Source organism: Peribacillus sp. TE19612, assembly GCF_056279465.1.
The window spans coordinates 65,924-81,341 of record NZ_JBWCCL010000006.1; the positions used below are offsets into that span (position 1 = coordinate 65,924).

Consider the following 15,418-nt stretch of genomic DNA (forward strand, 5'->3'; position numbering starts at 1 on the left):
TTTCACCAACTCACCATCACTTATGGCTCAAATCTCAAAAGAAAAAACCGGCCAGCACAGTTTGCTGACCGGTTAGACACTTATCTTTTCCCTTTGATGTATGGCTGTCCGGATGCTTTTGGAGCATCAGCACGTCCAATGAAACCAGTTAGCGCAATGATCGTCAGAACATATGGAGCGATCAAGAGGTAAACTGATGGAATATCCTTGAAGAAGGGAAGGCTCGAGCCAACGATACTTAAACTTTGGGCCAAACCAAAGAATAAAGCTGCTCCCATTGCCCCGATCGGGTGCCACTTACCAAAAATCATGGCGGCAATGGCCATGAAACCTTGACCATTAATTGTCGCATGATTGAATTCATTCGAAAAGATGGTAGCATAAATCGCTCCGCCGATACCTCCAAAAGCACCTGATAATAAAACTGCGGCATATCGGATTTTCGTAACATTGACACCCATCGTATCAGCAGCCATTGGGTGCTCACCCACTGCACGGATCCTTAACCCGAATGGTGTTTTATAAAGTACATACCAAACGACAAAAGATATGAGAATCGCTATATATACGATGTAATAGCCATTTGCGAAAAAGATGGGTCCAATAAATGGAATATCACTTAGTAACGGAACATCAATCCTTGGGAATGTTACTGTGATTCTATCAGTTTGACCTTTGTCAAAAATCAACTTCACCAAAAACATGGTCAGACCAACTGCCAACAAGTTGATGGCTACCCCACTAACCGTTTGGTCCGCCCTGAACGTAATGCATGCCACTGCGTGCAGAATGGAAAACAGCAAGCCGGCAATCATAGCCGCTAAGACTGCAAGCCAAGGAGTCCATTCACCAAATACATCAGCAAACATTAAGTTAAAAACAATCCCTGTAAAGGCACCAATGACCATCAAACCTTCTAAACCGATGTTTATGACACCAGCCCGTTCAGAAAACACTCCTCCGAGTGAAGTAAAAATAAGTGGAGCAGCTAGAGCTATCATAGATGGAATAATAATTTGTAATACTTGGTAAAAATCCACTTATTTCACCCCTTTCTTAAATCGAGCGGCTATCCAACGAATAAAATAACTGGAAGCGACGAAGAAAATGATCAATGCTATGACAATATCCACAATCTCACTAGGTATTCCGGTTTCTAGCGGCATATTTAAGGCCCCGGCTTTCAGTCCCCCAAATAATAAGGCTGCAAGCACAACACCAATAGCTGTATTCGCCCCTAATAAGGCTACTGCAATCCCATCAAAGCCCATACCTGTGAACCCGCCTTTGACTGCGGCATAACCGAAAGTTCCAAGGCCTTCCATCGCACCGGCAAGTCCTGCAAAAGCACCTGAAATAACCATGGAAAGTATGATGTTCTTATTGACACTCATCCCTGCATACTCGGACGCGTGCTGATTGAAACCTACCGCTTTCAGTTCAAAGCCGGTTTTGGTCCTTTCAAGCAGGAACCACATGATGATTACGCAAATAATCGCTACCACTATTCCCCAATGCATCCGGGAAAAATCCGTAATGCTTTCAAAAAAAGGAGACCGCAGTGATGCTGTATCAGCAATTCTTTCTGTTTTATCCAGCTTGTCAGTCATTACATTCCTAATTAAATAATTCGTCACATATAAAGCTGTATAATTCAACATGATAGAAACGATTACTTCATGTACACGGAACTTAGCTTTTAAATAACCAGGGATAAATGCCCACAATGCCCCAGCAGCTGCACCAACTAAGATGGCCAATGGCAAATGAATGATCCTTGGAAGATCAAAAGCGATTCCGACCCAAACTGCCGCCAGCCAGCCTACAATTAATTGCCCTTCTACACCGATATTGAAAAGTCCCGTGCGAAAAGCAAAAGCCACTGCCAAACCGGCAAGGATATAGGGGATGATGGTCCTGACGGATTCCCCTACATAATAAGAATCCCCAATAATTCCATTTACCATGGAGCCATAGCCGGCAACTGGGTCATAGCCGCTTACTAACATGATTATGGCCCCAACGACTAAGCCGAGGATAACTGCTATTAACGGACTCGTTAATTTAGATAAATACTTAGACATTTTGTTTTCCACCTGCTTCCGTCCGTTTACTGCCGGCCATTAGAAGGCCAAGCTCCTGTTCAGTCGTTTCTTTCGGATCGACAATTGCGACGATTTCCCCTTCGTATATAACGGCAATCCTATCGCTCACATTCATGATTTCTTCCAATTCAAATGATATGAGAAGTACCGCTTTTCCTGCATCACGCTGTTCAATCAGCCGTTTATGGATAAACTCGATCGCTCCTACATCAAGTCCGCGTGTTGGCTGTGCGGCAATCAATAAATCCGGGTTCCTATCAACTTCCCGGCCGATGATCGCTTTTTGCTGATTCCCGCCGGAAAGAGCCCTTGCCGGGGTATATTCACTCGGAGTCCGAACATCATAGCTTTTGATCAATGAACGGGCTTTTTCAAATATTTTCTTTGAGTTCAAGATACCGGCTTTTGAGAAAGGCCTTTGATAGTAGGTTTGCAAGACAATATTTTCCCCAATGCTGTAATCGAGAACCAAACCATGCTTATGCCTGTCTTCTGGAATATGGCCGACACCTGCTTCAGTGATTTTACGCGGCTTCAGATTCCTGATTTCTTTTCCATTTAGCTTTATCGAACCAGCTGTTGTCTTCCTTAGGCCAGCCAATGCCTCAATCAGTTCGGATTGACCGTTTCCATCTACACCGGCAATACCGACAATTTCTCCTGCACGGACTGTTAAATCCAAGTTCCGAACAGCTGAAACGCCCCGGGAATCCTTGACTTCCAATTCCTGAACCTCGAGAACTACATCCGAAGGAGTAGCGGCCGTTTTTTCCGTCTTGAATAGAACTTCCCTACCGACCATCAAGCTCGCCAATTCGTTAGGATTCGTTTCGTTGACGTTCACTGTACCAATTCCTTGCCCTTTGCGTATAACCGTTACCCGGTCACAAACCTCCATGATTTCCTTAAGTTTGTGTGTGATTAAAATGATAGATTTCCCCTCTTTGATAAGGGCTTTCATAATATAAATCAATTCCTTGATTTCTTGAGGAGTCAATACAGCGGTCGGTTCATCAAAAATCAATATTTCGGCTCCGCGGTAAAGGGTCTTAAGAATCTCGACACGCTGCTGCATCCCTATTGAAATATCGGCAATTTTCGCATAGGGGTCAACACGAAGCTGATATTGTTCTGATAGTTTCCTAACTTCCTCGCTCGCTTCTTTTAAATCGATCTTACCCGCTTTGGATGGTTCTTTTCCTAAAATGATATTTTCCGTTACTGTAAAAGGGTCAACGAGCATAAAATGCTGATGGACCATCCCAATCCCTAAATCATTGGCAATGTTGGGACTGGTAATCTTGACTGGCTTGCCATTCACACGGATTTCTCCCTGCTCAGGCTGGTATAAGCCGAATAAAACATTCATCAAAGTGGATTTACCCGCGCCATTTTCACCTAATAATGCGTGAATCTCCCCTTTTTTAACCTGAAGTGTAACGTTATCATTTGCGACGATGCCGGGGAATTCCTTACGGATATTAAGCATCTCAATTACATATTCCACGTATTATCAACTCCTAAAATGAGTGTAAATATTCTTAAATCATTTAATTGCTTTTACTAGCTTATTGATTTTTTTAAAAAAACCAAATGAAAAACTACGATTCTTTCATAGTTTTTCATTCGATATTTTTCAGTTGCAAAGCGTGATTGGGAAAAGAAAGAATAGAGGGCAATTCTGCCTCCCTATTCTTTCTGGCATTACAGCTTATAAATCAAGTTTTTCAAATTCTTCATCCGTACCCGGAACGACGAATTCACCTGATTTAATTTTTTCTGTCCATTCTTCGACCGCTTTTAATGATTCTTCTGTTACGTTATCTTTTGTTTCGGAAATGCCTACACCATTTTCTTCGATACCGTACTCAATTACTTTTCCGCCTGGGAAGTTTCCTTCTTTCGCTTTTTCGGAAAGGTCTTTAACTGCCACGTCAACACGTTTTAGCATGGAAGTCAGAGTGATGTTGTCGTCAGTTCCAGGAACTGCCCCCAATTTAGCTTGGTCGCTATCTACACCGATAACATAGATTTCTCTCTTAGGATCTTTTTGCTTTTGCTCTACTGCTTCAGTGAATACACCTTTTCCAGTTCCGCCAGCAGCATGATAAATGATATCGATACCTGAAGAATACATGGAGCCTGCAGTTGATTTACCGATATCAGCTTTATTGAAATCCCCGGCATATTTAACTTCAACTTTTGCATCCGGATTTACAGATAAAACCCCAGCCTTAAAGCCAACTTCGAATTTCTTGATTAACTCAGATTCAACTCCGCCGATAAAACCGACTTTGTTTGTTTTCGTTTGCATTCCGGCAATTACACCTACTAGGAATGAACCTTGCTGCTCTTTAAAATTAATGCTGGCTACATTCTTTTTGTCTACGACTGTATCCACGATGGCAAAGTGTGAATCCGGACGTTGGTCAGCCACTTCACCAACAGCTTCCGCTAGAAGGAAACCGATGCCATAGATTAGTTGGTAATCTTCACGTACAAGCGTATTCAGGTTCTTAGCGTAATCGGCATCAGATTTAGATTGCAGGTAGTTGTAGCCATCTTTACCTTTTTCCAGACCATTATCCTTACCGAATTCCTGAATGCCCTTCCAAGCGGATTGGTTGAACGACTCGTCATCCACGCCGCCAGTATCAGTTACCATCGCAACAGTGAAGTTATCTTTGTTTTTCCCATTTGAAGATTCTTTATCATCATTCTCTGAATTACCACATGCTCCCAGTAGCGTACCGGCTGCAAGAACAAGTGAAAGAGCTAGTCCTAATTTGCGCTTTTTCAATTTTTATCCCCCTAATTTACATAGTTTTTTGAGCAGGAATGTTCTGAAAAGTCATTTATGTTTGCGTTTTCACTTCTCGTTAATTTTTTTTGCATACGTTTGATAGACTTTTTTCGGAATCGAAACAATCGCTTGCATTCATCCGTATGCAGAGTCAAGGCCTACACACGTTTACGAAGAACATGAAAGCTGAACATATTGGCTTTAAAGTAGTTAACAGAATACAGGATAGGCTGGTCCCAATCATCCAGATGCATCTGCTTTAAAACGAGTAGCGCGGCTTCTGGCGAGCATTTAAGGATAGGAGAAACTTTCTCATGATATCCAATAGGCTCAATCTCAGCTACGGCATGCGTAATTTTCCGATGCGCATCTCTTTCCAAAATATCTAAAAGAGACTCATCATTACGGTCAAAATTTTCTGAAAGAATAGATTCAGGAATTTTGTCAATACAGTAGACGACTGGCTCCCCATTCGCTGTCCTTACTCGTTCGATGCTGACGATGCGTTCGTCTGTTGAACAAGAAAACCTGCGTATATCCTCTTCTGTAGGTTCTTGGGCCGTCGAGCTTAAGAAAATCGTACCCGGCTTCATCCCTGCCTCTTCAATCATGTTCGTGACACTTTTTAATTGCTCGATACCTGAAGTGAACCGAGGTTTCGGATTGACGAAAGTCCCAACTCCATGGCGGCGAATGATGATGTTCTCTTCTTCCAAAATTCGCAGCGCTTCTCGAAGTGTCGCCCTACTAACTCCCAATTTTTTCGCAAGATCGAATTCTGAAGGGAATTTTTCATTTTCCTGATAGACTCCAGCTTCAATATCCTGCTTCAGGTAATCAATGACCTGCAAATATAAATGTCGACTATCTGATTTTATTGACATACAGTTTCCCCCAGCTAATTTCTTAAGACATCAGACCTCTGATGTTGAATCATTCCTACTAATCGAAAATAATATAACATTTTTTTTAATATAAATAAATAGTGTTTTACTATTTACTTTAAAAGAATTTAGGAGAAATTACCCTTCACTGTGTCTTTCAATCTAGATGTGGCCGCGGAATTTGTACGATTATTCTCCTAAATCAGATAAATTTTTTTTAAAAAAGGCTAGATGCATGCAGCTATGTTCAAGATGCTGTTTTCCTGTATAATAGGATTTATCTTCTTTGAAGGGATGTACACAAGATGTTAGAGATTACAGAATACACAATCGAAAAATTAAATGATCCATTTGGTATTTTGTCCGGGGAACGTTACGAGTTGTTCTTGGATATTGAAGTGCCTGAAGAGGATGAACTCTTTTCAGAAGATGGTTTATATATCCGGGTGCTTTTTGCTGTGGAAGAACAAAAAGGCAAATTGATTAAATATGATATTTTTGAAAAAGGGAACGAAGGCGCACTCGAATTCGATTTAGAAGAAGATGAAGAAGCGATGATTACCGACTTCTGCCTTAAACATTTAGACGAGGCGATGAATAATTAAAAAACCGGGCAGATGCCCGGTTTTTTCTTTACCTATGATGAATGTGCTTCATCTTGTTCATCTTTTGTAACCAATACATTTCGTGGTTTACTGCCTTCATATGGACCGACAATTCCCCTCGCTTCCATTTCATCAATCAATCTGGCTGCCCGGGTATAGCCAATCCGGAAACGGCGCTGCAGCATGGAAACAGATGCAGTCTGCATTTCTACGATCAACGATACCGCATCCCCATATAAATCATCTTCGACTTCACCATTTGAGGTTTCTGCAATTTCATCGGGTATCATTTCTTCGTTGTATTGTGCTTTTTGCTGTGAAATGACATATGTGACAACTTCCTCGACTTCATTGTCGGATAAAAAGGCCCCTTGGACGCGGACCGGTTTTGAAGCTCCAGAAGGCAGGAAGAGCATGTCACCCCGGCCTAACAGTTTTTCGGCCCCGCCCATGTCGAGGATCGTTCTCGAATCGGTCATTGATGAGACACTAAAAGCTATCCGAGATGGGATGTTCGCTTTAATGACCCCTGTAATTACATCTACGGATGGCCGCTGAGTGGCAATTATCAAGTGGATGCCAGCAGCACGAGCCATTTGTGCAAGCCTTGTGATGGCATCCTCAACATCGTTAGAAGCGACCATCATCAAATCTGCCAGCTCATCGACAATGACTACGATATAAGGCAAGAGCGGTTGTTTGGCGTCTTCTTCAATGTTATACCGGTTAATGTAATCATTGTAGCCTTCAATATTTCGCGTACCGGAATGAGAAAATAGCTCGTAGCGCCTTTCCATTTCACTGACCACTTTTTGCAAAGCCTGTGCGGCTTTCTTTGGATTGGTCACTACAGGTGCAAGTAAGTGGGGAATTCCATTATAGACATTCAACTCGACCATTTTTGGATCGATCATCATCATTTTCACTTCATGCGGTTTTGCCCGCATCAGAATACTCGTGATAATCCCATTGATACAAACGGATTTCCCGCTGCCCGTAGCACCAGCCACTAGTAAATGCGGCATTTTATTGAGCTCCGCCTTAACCGCTTCACCGGAAATATTCCGCCCTAAGCCTATTTGCAGTTTTGCGTCAGGCTTGTCAACTTCTTTGGCCTCTAAAACTTCCCTTAATGAGACCATCGCCACTTCGGAGTTAGGCACTTCTATTCCGATTGCCGATTTTCCGGGAATCGGCGCTTCAATCCTAATATCCTTTGCGGCAAGTGCAAGGGCCAAGTCATCGGATAGGCTGACAATTTTACTTACCTTCACACCTACATCCGGATGTACTTCGTATTTGGTTACGGCTGGGCCTAAATGAACTTGAGTGACTCTCGCTTTCACTCCAAAGCTATGAAAGGTGCGCTCAAGTTTTGCCGCATTTTCATGAATCAATTGGTACTCTCCGCTTTGGTCTGTTTTTTTAGGCTGCAATAACAAGGAAAGAGGCGGTAAAAGATATTCTTTATTCTCCACTTCCGTAAAATTCATAGGCGGAACGGCATCATCCTGGTCCTCTGCATTTTCAGCTGCAGGTTCCGTAACAACGGGAATTACTTCGTTTTCGTCGCTATATGCTTTATCAGCAAAGCTGGAAATGATCCGTTCCGTCGCCATTTCCTGTGTTTCCTCTTCTAGAGGAGGCTGATCCGTTTCTTCCACCGGTTCGTTTTGCCGTTTCTTCTTTTTCACGGGATTCTTTTTCTTTTCTTTTTTGTCTTCATTCCACGTTTTCACATCATCTCTGAATGCGGACCATTGCTTTTTGAAAAAGCCGCCAAGACCCCTGAAAAACTTCCCGAGGGTTTCACCTAACGTTTTCCCGGTCAATAGGACGGCACCTACAATGATAAAGAGGAATGAAACGATTTTCGATCCAGCTTCGTCGAATAGAAAGTAAGAAGCTGCAAATAATATCGCTCCAATCATACCGCCCCCAAGGTCCTTTGAGCTGGCCTTGCCGGTCACTTCCATCCAAAATAGTTCCCATGTATTCGAAATGACGCTGGGCTTCGTAAATGGTCCTCCATCTGCAAGCATGTTAAACAGGGTCACATGACTTAGTAGGAGCATGCTCGCAACAAGGAAGTACATCCCGACCAATTGCCGTTTCAACAGGTACGGGACCTCTCTCTTTATCATCAAATAGAACCCAGCTGCAATTGCTCCCAACAAAAAGAGGATATACCATTCCCCCATGAAGAAGCGGATTAAAAAGACCGTCCCGTTTCCAACTGCTCCAAGCTTGGCAATGGCAATGATGGCCAAACCTATTATAGTGAGGCCAATCAATTCATATTTAAGCGTTAGTTTTAACTTCTCTGTACTATTCTTTTTTCTGCGTTTCTTCTTTGCCATAATATCACCTGATTCTTCATGAAACTATTCTAACTTTCCTATTCAACATCACTACATGATTTCCCTTCACGAAACAAACGTTCGCTACTGATTATACCAAATAAATATGACCCTGTCCTTGATATATATACCATTCATTCTTTAGGCGGACATTTTTCCCATATAATGAATAAAGCAGCCAAGCGGCTGCTGATTTTCATTCCAGTATATCATAATTTACCTCAGTTAGTCGTTTTTACTAATGGTTCATATGTTCGAACACATTTATGACAGCTCCCGGTTGAATGTGTACATTCATATAATCTTCAGGATCGGTGCTGACGATTCGATCAATGCGAAACGTACGGCCACCGTCATGTTCAACCATCACATGTACACCATTGTAGATCATTTCTATTAAATTTGCCGTCTTCTCATGGTGATGAGGGAAAATTATTTCTTCAGGAACGATCGTGTAAAGCGTCATTGCAGAAGCCCCTCCTCTTCCCCGGAAATTTTTGGCCTTCTTTCTTCCATGAAGCTATTTAGTTTTCTCATGGCCTGGCCCACTCCTCCTACATCATCGATCATACCGATTTCAACTGCCTCGGCCCCGATAACATTCGTACCGATATCACGGGTCAAGTTTCCTTTGGCAAACATTAAATCCTTAAAACTTTCTTCCGTAACGTTGGAGTGGCGCGTAACAAATTTTATGACTCTTTCCTGCATTTTATCCAAGTATTCAAAGGTTTGAGGCACGCCAATGACTAGCCCTGTCAAACGAATTGGATGAATCGTCATCGTTGCTGTTTCTGCTATATAGCTATGGTCACACGAAACCGCAATCGGCACACCGATCGAGTGCCCTCCCCCAAGTACAATCGAGACGGATGGCTTTGATAGGGAAGCCAGCATTTCTGCGATTGCCAGTCCCGCTTCGACATCTCCTCCGACTGTATTTAATATGACAAGCAGCCCCTCTATATTGGGATTTTGTTCAATTGCCACAATTTGCGGAATAACATGTTCATATTTGGTCGTTTTATTTTGAGGCGGCAGCTGCATATGTCCTTCAATTTGTCCAATGATCGTCAAACAATGGATTTTTGAGTCTTGAGATAGTTGCGGAACATTAGTAGCCCCCAGCTGCTGGATCTTTTCGATTAAAGTTGAATTCTTACCTTCCTGCTTGCCTTCATTTTCATTTGGTAATGGTGCATTATCCACTATGCCAACCCCTTTCTCTTTTAGCCTATAGCTTTATTATGTCTCGAGTCTCGGACTTCATTCTTCAAGATATAAGAGTCAGAAAAAAGAACCCCTGACTGTTCAAATCAGGGGTTACTTACTTAATATTCCATTATGATCGGTAAAATCATTGGGCGGCGTTTCGTTTTTTCATAGAAGAATTGGTTTAACGCATCACGCATTTCCTGCTTCAGCGTGGACCAATCAAAAGGCTGGCGCGACCCATTTTTCTTTACGATTTCACTTACTATTTCAGTTGCTTCCGCAATCATTTTTTCTGATTCGCGAACATATACGAAGCCCCTTGAAATGATTTCAGGGCCTGCTGCAATGCTTTTATCCTGACGGTTCAACGTGACGACTACAATCAAAATGCCATCTTGGGATAACAAGCGACGATCACGAAGAACGATATTACCTACATCTCCAACACCGCTGCCATCTATCAGGATATTTCCTGCAGAGACTTTGCCGGAAAGCCCCATTTTATTGCCCTTTAGTTCGATGACATCCCCTTTTTCGGCAATTATGATGTTTTCACGCTTAATTCCCGCAGCAACCCCAACTTTTTGATGGGCATATAAATGGCGGTATTCCCCATGTACAGGGATTAAGAATTTAGGATTCATCAAATTGATCATCATTTTAAGCTCTTCCTGGCTGCCATGCCCTGTTACGTGCACTTTATATTTATTGGCAGATACCACTTCAGCACCTACCCTGTATAGCAAATCGACGGTTTTGGATAAAATAAGTTCACCGCCCTGCAGGGGTGATGCACTGATCAAAACGGTGTCTCCCTTTTTAATCGTTACCTGCTTGTGGGTCTGCTTTGCCATTTTTTGAAGTGCTGCAATGGGTTCGCCCTGATGACCTGTCGATAACACGACGATTTCACGGTCTTCATACTGGCCAATTTCATTAATCGGGATTATCAGCTCTTCTTCGACCTTTAAGTAGCCAAGATTCAAGGCTGTTTCATAAACTCGTTGCAGACTTTTTCCTACAACTGCCACTTTTCTGCGACTTGCTGCCGCTGCATTGAAAACATGTTGAATCCGGTTGATGTTCGAAGCGAAGCACGCAACGATGATCCTTCCGGAGGCAGCATGGAAAGCCTCTGTAATATCTTTGGCCACAACTGCTTCTGAAGTCGTATAACCTGGCCTCTCGGCACCGGTACTATCCGAAAGCAGGCATAGGACACCTTCTTCACCGATACTGGCCATCTTACCGATTTCCGGTTTATAGAGATCCGTTGCTGCCTGGTCGAATTTGAAATCCCCTGTATAAACGATTGCACCTTCACGAGTGTGGATCACGACTCCGACGGAATCGGGAATACTATGGTTAGTCCGGAAAAAGGACACGGCTGCTTGAGGGAAACTTAAAAGGGAATCCGAATCGATTTCAGTGAAAGTTGCCCTGCCGTTAAAGCCATCTTCCTTTAATTTCGTTTTGATTAAAGCAAGTGTAAGCTTAGTTCCATAAACAGGAGCTGGTAAATATTTCAAGACATAAGCAAGCGCTCCCATATGGTCTTCATGACCATGGGTAATGAATATCCCCTGCACCCGTTCCTTATTATCCATCAAATAAGAAATATCTGGGATAACCGCATCGATTCCGAGCATTTCGTCTTCCGGCAGCATTAATCCTGCATCAAGAAGATAGATGTCCTCGTTCACCTCAACGACGTACATATTTTTACCAAGCTCCCCTTGTCCTCCAAGAGAAATCACTTTTATTCCATTATTTTTATCTTTACCCAATCGAATATCCTCCTTAAAAAATCCCGTTCATAATTTCCCAATGATTTCATTATAACCGATGTTCAAAAAACATGACAACACTTACCATTTTCAGAGGGACTTTTTCATATAATTCAAAAAAACAACCTATTATGTAAGAGATCCTTTGTACTTTTACCAGTTTCGATTGATCATAATAAACTCCAATATTTTCATCCCGAAATCGGAAAGTATATCCCGTTCATATACATCATTATGTAAAAACAAGCCAATCTTCAACGATCAGCTTGTTCCGTGTCTTTTTATTTTTTTAATACCTTGGTTAATGCCAGGCGTTCCTGCTCCGTCAATGGCACGATTGGAAGTCTCACCGATCCAACGTCAATTCCATATAACTGAAGCGCTGTTTTGACAGGTGCAGGGCTTGGCGCTGCAAACAAACCTTTTATAAGCGGTAACAGTTCCTGATGCAGCCGGGCTGCCTCTTTCAAGTTCCCACTGATGAAGGCCTCCACTATTTTCTGCAACTCCTTGCCAGCAACATGTGAAGCAACCGATACTACACCCACACCGCCAATCGCCAATACCGGTAGTGTTAAAGCATCGTCCCCGCTATATAATGCAAAATCTTCATCCGTGCCGGCTATAATTTGGGTCATAGCGTTTAAATCCCCGCTCGCTTCCTTAACGGCTACGATATTAGGAATTTTCGAAAGCCGGATGATCGTTTCCGGTTCAATGTTAACTGAAGCGCGCCCAGGGATATTATATACCATAACAGGGAGCGTCGTACTGGCTGCAATAGCCTTAAAATGCTGGTACAGACCTTCTTGATTCGTTTTACTATAATACGGGGCAACCAGCATAATCGCATCGGCGCCATTTTGTTCCGCCTTTTTTGTCAACTCGATGGAAGCATACGTATTGTTGCTTCCTGTACCCATGATGATGGGCACACGTTTTTCAACAACCTTAGAAACATGACGCAATAACGCGATTTTCTCCTCCGAAGATAAAGTTGGAGATTCCCCTGTCGTTCCCGACAGCACAAGCGAATCGGTTCCATTCGTTAATAAGTAATTAACCAATGAAGTCGTCTTTTGAAAATCAATATTTCCCTTGCTATCGAAAGGGGTGACCATCGCGGTTGATACTCTACCAAATATCATCATCTAACACCTCTTTAATTTTTAAAACATTTACTTAATAAAAAACCTGATTATAGGACTTCCCCTTCATGCAATTGAAATGCATAGTGCAGGGAATTAACGGCTTCTATTAAATCTTCTTCTTTTACGAGTACCCAAATTGTCGTATGGCTGTCCGCTGACTGGAGAATGGCAATTTCCTTTTCGGAAAGCGCTGTGACAATCTTCGCTGCAACGCCCGGTACTCCATTGATGCCTGCACCGACTACCGATACCTTGGCACAATTCCTTTCAATGACCGGTTCATGACCAAGCTCGGCCAAAATCGAGAGGGCAAGTTCTGTCATCTCTTCCGATACGGTATAAACTACACCACTTGGATATATATTTATAAAGTCAACTGAAATGGAGGCATTGGCCATCGCTTTGAAAACTTCAGCCTGTAGATTATATTGATCTTTTTTCGCACGGACCTTGATTTGAGTGATCTTTGGTACATGGGCAATCCCGGTCACAAGCCTTTCACGTATGTCACTGCCCTGGCTTCCCTTGTTCACGCTTGTAACAAGGGTTCCCAAACCTTCGCTGTATGTTGACCTTATCCTAATCGGGACTTTCGCCTGCATCGCAATTTCAACAGCTCTCGGATGAATGACCTTCGCCCCTTGATATGCCATGTTGCAAACTTCCGTATATGAAACGATTGATAATGGACGAGCTTTATTGGCAATGCGCGGATCTGCTGTCATGATTCCTTCCACATCCGTAAAAATATCGACCCGTTCAGCTTGCAATGCGGCACCTAATGCAGCTGCTGAAGTATCACTTCCACCACGGCCGATGGTCGTGATGTCGCCATTTTTAGCAGCTCCCTGGAAACCTGCTACAACGACAACATCCTTCACCTCAAGTTCTTTCATTAAGCGATCGCATTTCATTTCGATTATTTTCGCACTGGAATAGTCGGTATTCGTCATGAATCCTGCTTGAGCTCCAGTATAAGCAACCGCATCAATACCATGTTCCAAGAGCATGTTAGTAAATACTACAGATGATATCGTTTCTCCGACAGACATAAGTAAATCCTGTTCTCGCTTTGAAAGGCTGGCTTTGGCTCCATTTACAAGGGAAAGTAAGGTATCCGTTGCATAAGGATCCCCTTTTCTTCCCATTGCTGAAACCACAACCACCACTTTATAGCCTTCTTTAATCGCTTTTTCGATATGCCCCTTGGCAAATGAACGGCTTTCCTCATCACGAACGGATGTCCCACCGTATTTCTGGACGATAATTTTCATAATATGCACCCCAAATATAAGCCAGCTCCCCAATCCGGGAAGCTGACAAAAACTCTCTATCCTATTGGAAATTATTTTTCTGTCGAGTTCATTAAGAATAAATTATTACTTAACGGTAACCAAACCTAATTTCAAAAGGCTTTCAGCAATTTGAACGGAATTCCAAGCTGCACCTTTTAATAGATTATCGGAAACCACCCATAAATGGAAGCCTTTATCTTCATCCAAATCTTTGCGAATCCGACCGACGAATACATCATTCTTGCCGACGGATGAAGCAGGTGTTGGGTAAACTTGTTGTTCCGGTTCGTCTTCCAATACTATTCCAGGTGCCGTTCTCATTAAATCCTTGATTTGAGAAGCCGCTATGCCTTCTTTTTCAACTTCAATGTATACAGATTCCGAATGACCTGTTACAACAGGAAGCCTCACGCAAGTTGCAGCCACTGGAAGGTCTTGCATATGCATGATTTTCTTTGTTTCATTAATCATTTTCATCTCTTCGAATGTGTACCCATTATCTTGGAATTTATCGATTTGGGGAATGACGTTAAATGCGATTTGATAATGCTTTTCGTCCCCTTTTACCGGTAATATTTTCGGATCGATTTCTTTTTCATCAAGCAAGTCGCGAGCCTGTTCCTTTAATTCATTTATCGCTGCTGCACCTGCACCAGAAACAGCCTGGTAGGTAGAAACAACAATTTTTGATAAGCCATATGTCTGGCGGATAGGCTCTAATGCCACAACCATTTGGATAGTTGAACAATTCGGGTTTGCAATGATCCCATTATGCTGCTTCAAGTCTTCCTCATTTACTTCAGGAACGACTAGCGGCACATTTTCATCCATGCGGAAAGCGCTCGTATTATCCACCACTATCGCACCGCGTTTCACTGCTTCTGGAGCCAATTCCTTAGACACGCTTCCTCCAGCACTGAATAAAGCGATATCGATGCCTTCAAAGCTTTCAGGTTTTGCTTCCTGCACTTCGATTTCTTCGCCCTTAAACGTAAGTTTAATGCCTGCGGAACGAGCCGATGATAAAAAGATGATTTTCTTAATCGGTAAGTCCCTTTGTTCGAGTGTTGAAATCATTTGTTGTCCTACTGCTCCAGTTGCTCCCACAACTGCAATACGCAATCCCTGTGTCTCAGTCATTTATACATACTCCTTTTCTATCTCTTAAATTAGTTATTTGTTGGATTTATTACTTCTTGTTCAGAATATCATT

13 protein-coding genes are annotated in these 15,418 nt (G+C 42.6%); 1 reads left to right on the top strand and 12 read right to left on the bottom strand.

Features of this window, described 5'->3' with window-relative positions:
• Positions 1-80: 80 nt before the first annotated feature.
• The 5 genes from ACZ9AO_RS12245 to ACZ9AO_RS12265 form a co-directional block, all read right to left on the bottom strand.
• The gene (locus ACZ9AO_RS12245) at positions 81-1,040 is read right to left on the bottom strand and encodes an ABC transporter permease (protein WP_476109160.1); all 960 of its coding nucleotides are present in this window, start codon (positions 1,038-1,040) and stop codon (positions 81-83) included.
• Complete coding sequence (locus ACZ9AO_RS12250) at positions 1,041-2,084, bottom strand: ABC transporter permease (protein ID WP_048684732.1); 1,044 nt, start codon at positions 2,082-2,084, stop codon at positions 1,041-1,043.
• Positions 2,077-3,612, bottom strand: coding sequence for an ABC transporter ATP-binding protein (locus tag ACZ9AO_RS12255; protein WP_252269253.1), 1,536 nt, complete (start codon positions 3,610-3,612; stop codon positions 2,077-2,079). The genes ACZ9AO_RS12250 and ACZ9AO_RS12255 overlap by 8 nt, the downstream gene beginning before the upstream one ends.
• 204 nt (positions 3,613-3,816) lie before the next feature.
• On the bottom strand, positions 3,817-4,905 hold the full coding sequence (locus ACZ9AO_RS12260) for a BMP family lipoprotein (protein WP_048684735.1): 1,089 nt from the start codon (positions 4,903-4,905) through the stop codon (positions 3,817-3,819).
• A gap of 161 nt (positions 4,906-5,066) precedes the next feature.
• Complete coding sequence (locus ACZ9AO_RS12265; protein WP_048684736.1) at positions 5,067-5,792, bottom strand: GntR family transcriptional regulator; 726 nt, start codon at positions 5,790-5,792, stop codon at positions 5,067-5,069.
• Between the two features lie 305 nt (positions 5,793-6,097).
• Between ACZ9AO_RS12265 and ACZ9AO_RS12270 the strand changes: the two genes are divergently transcribed.
• The gene (locus tag ACZ9AO_RS12270; protein WP_476109161.1) at positions 6,098-6,397 is read left to right on the top strand and encodes a DUF6509 family protein; all 300 of its coding nucleotides are present in this window, start codon (positions 6,098-6,100) and stop codon (positions 6,395-6,397) included.
• Positions 6,398-6,429: 32 nt separating this feature from the next.
• Here the strand turns inward: ACZ9AO_RS12270 and ACZ9AO_RS12275 are convergent, their stop codons facing one another.
• From ACZ9AO_RS12275 to asd, 7 genes are all read right to left on the bottom strand, one after another.
• Positions 6,430-8,757, bottom strand: coding sequence for a DNA translocase FtsK (locus tag ACZ9AO_RS12275; protein ID WP_323598873.1), 2,328 nt, complete (start codon positions 8,755-8,757; stop codon positions 6,430-6,432).
• A gap of 238 nt (positions 8,758-8,995) precedes the next feature.
• Positions 8,996-9,223 carry a YlzJ-like family protein gene (locus tag ACZ9AO_RS12280; RefSeq protein ID WP_034313564.1) on the bottom strand — a complete coding sequence of 76 codons (228 nt, stop codon included), beginning with the start codon at positions 9,221-9,223 and terminating at the stop codon, positions 8,996-8,998.
• Positions 9,220-9,969, bottom strand: coding sequence for a ClpP family protease (locus ACZ9AO_RS12285; protein ID WP_375541136.1), 750 nt, complete (start codon positions 9,967-9,969; stop codon positions 9,220-9,222). The genes ACZ9AO_RS12280 and ACZ9AO_RS12285 overlap by 4 nt, the downstream gene beginning before the upstream one ends.
• Before the next feature lie 119 nt (positions 9,970-10,088).
• On the bottom strand, positions 10,089-11,759 hold the full coding sequence (locus ACZ9AO_RS12290; protein ID WP_034313569.1) for a ribonuclease J: 1,671 nt from the start codon (positions 11,757-11,759) through the stop codon (positions 10,089-10,091).
• 281 nt (positions 11,760-12,040) lie between these two features.
• On the bottom strand, positions 12,041-12,910 hold the full coding sequence (gene dapA, locus ACZ9AO_RS12295) for a 4-hydroxy-tetrahydrodipicolinate synthase (RefSeq protein WP_048684746.1): 870 nt from the start codon (positions 12,908-12,910) through the stop codon (positions 12,041-12,043).
• Between the two features lie 47 nt (positions 12,911-12,957).
• Positions 12,958-14,184: an aspartate kinase gene (gene dapG / locus ACZ9AO_RS12300; protein WP_251538996.1), complete on the bottom strand. Its 1,227-nt coding sequence runs from the start codon at positions 14,182-14,184 to the stop codon at positions 12,958-12,960.
• A 105-nt stretch (positions 14,185-14,289) separates the two neighbouring features.
• Positions 14,290-15,345 (bottom strand): aspartate-semialdehyde dehydrogenase, encoded by a 1,056-nt coding sequence (gene asd, locus ACZ9AO_RS12305; RefSeq protein ID WP_053534389.1) that lies wholly within the window; start codon positions 15,343-15,345, stop codon positions 14,290-14,292.
• Positions 15,346-15,418 lie beyond the last annotated feature (73 nt).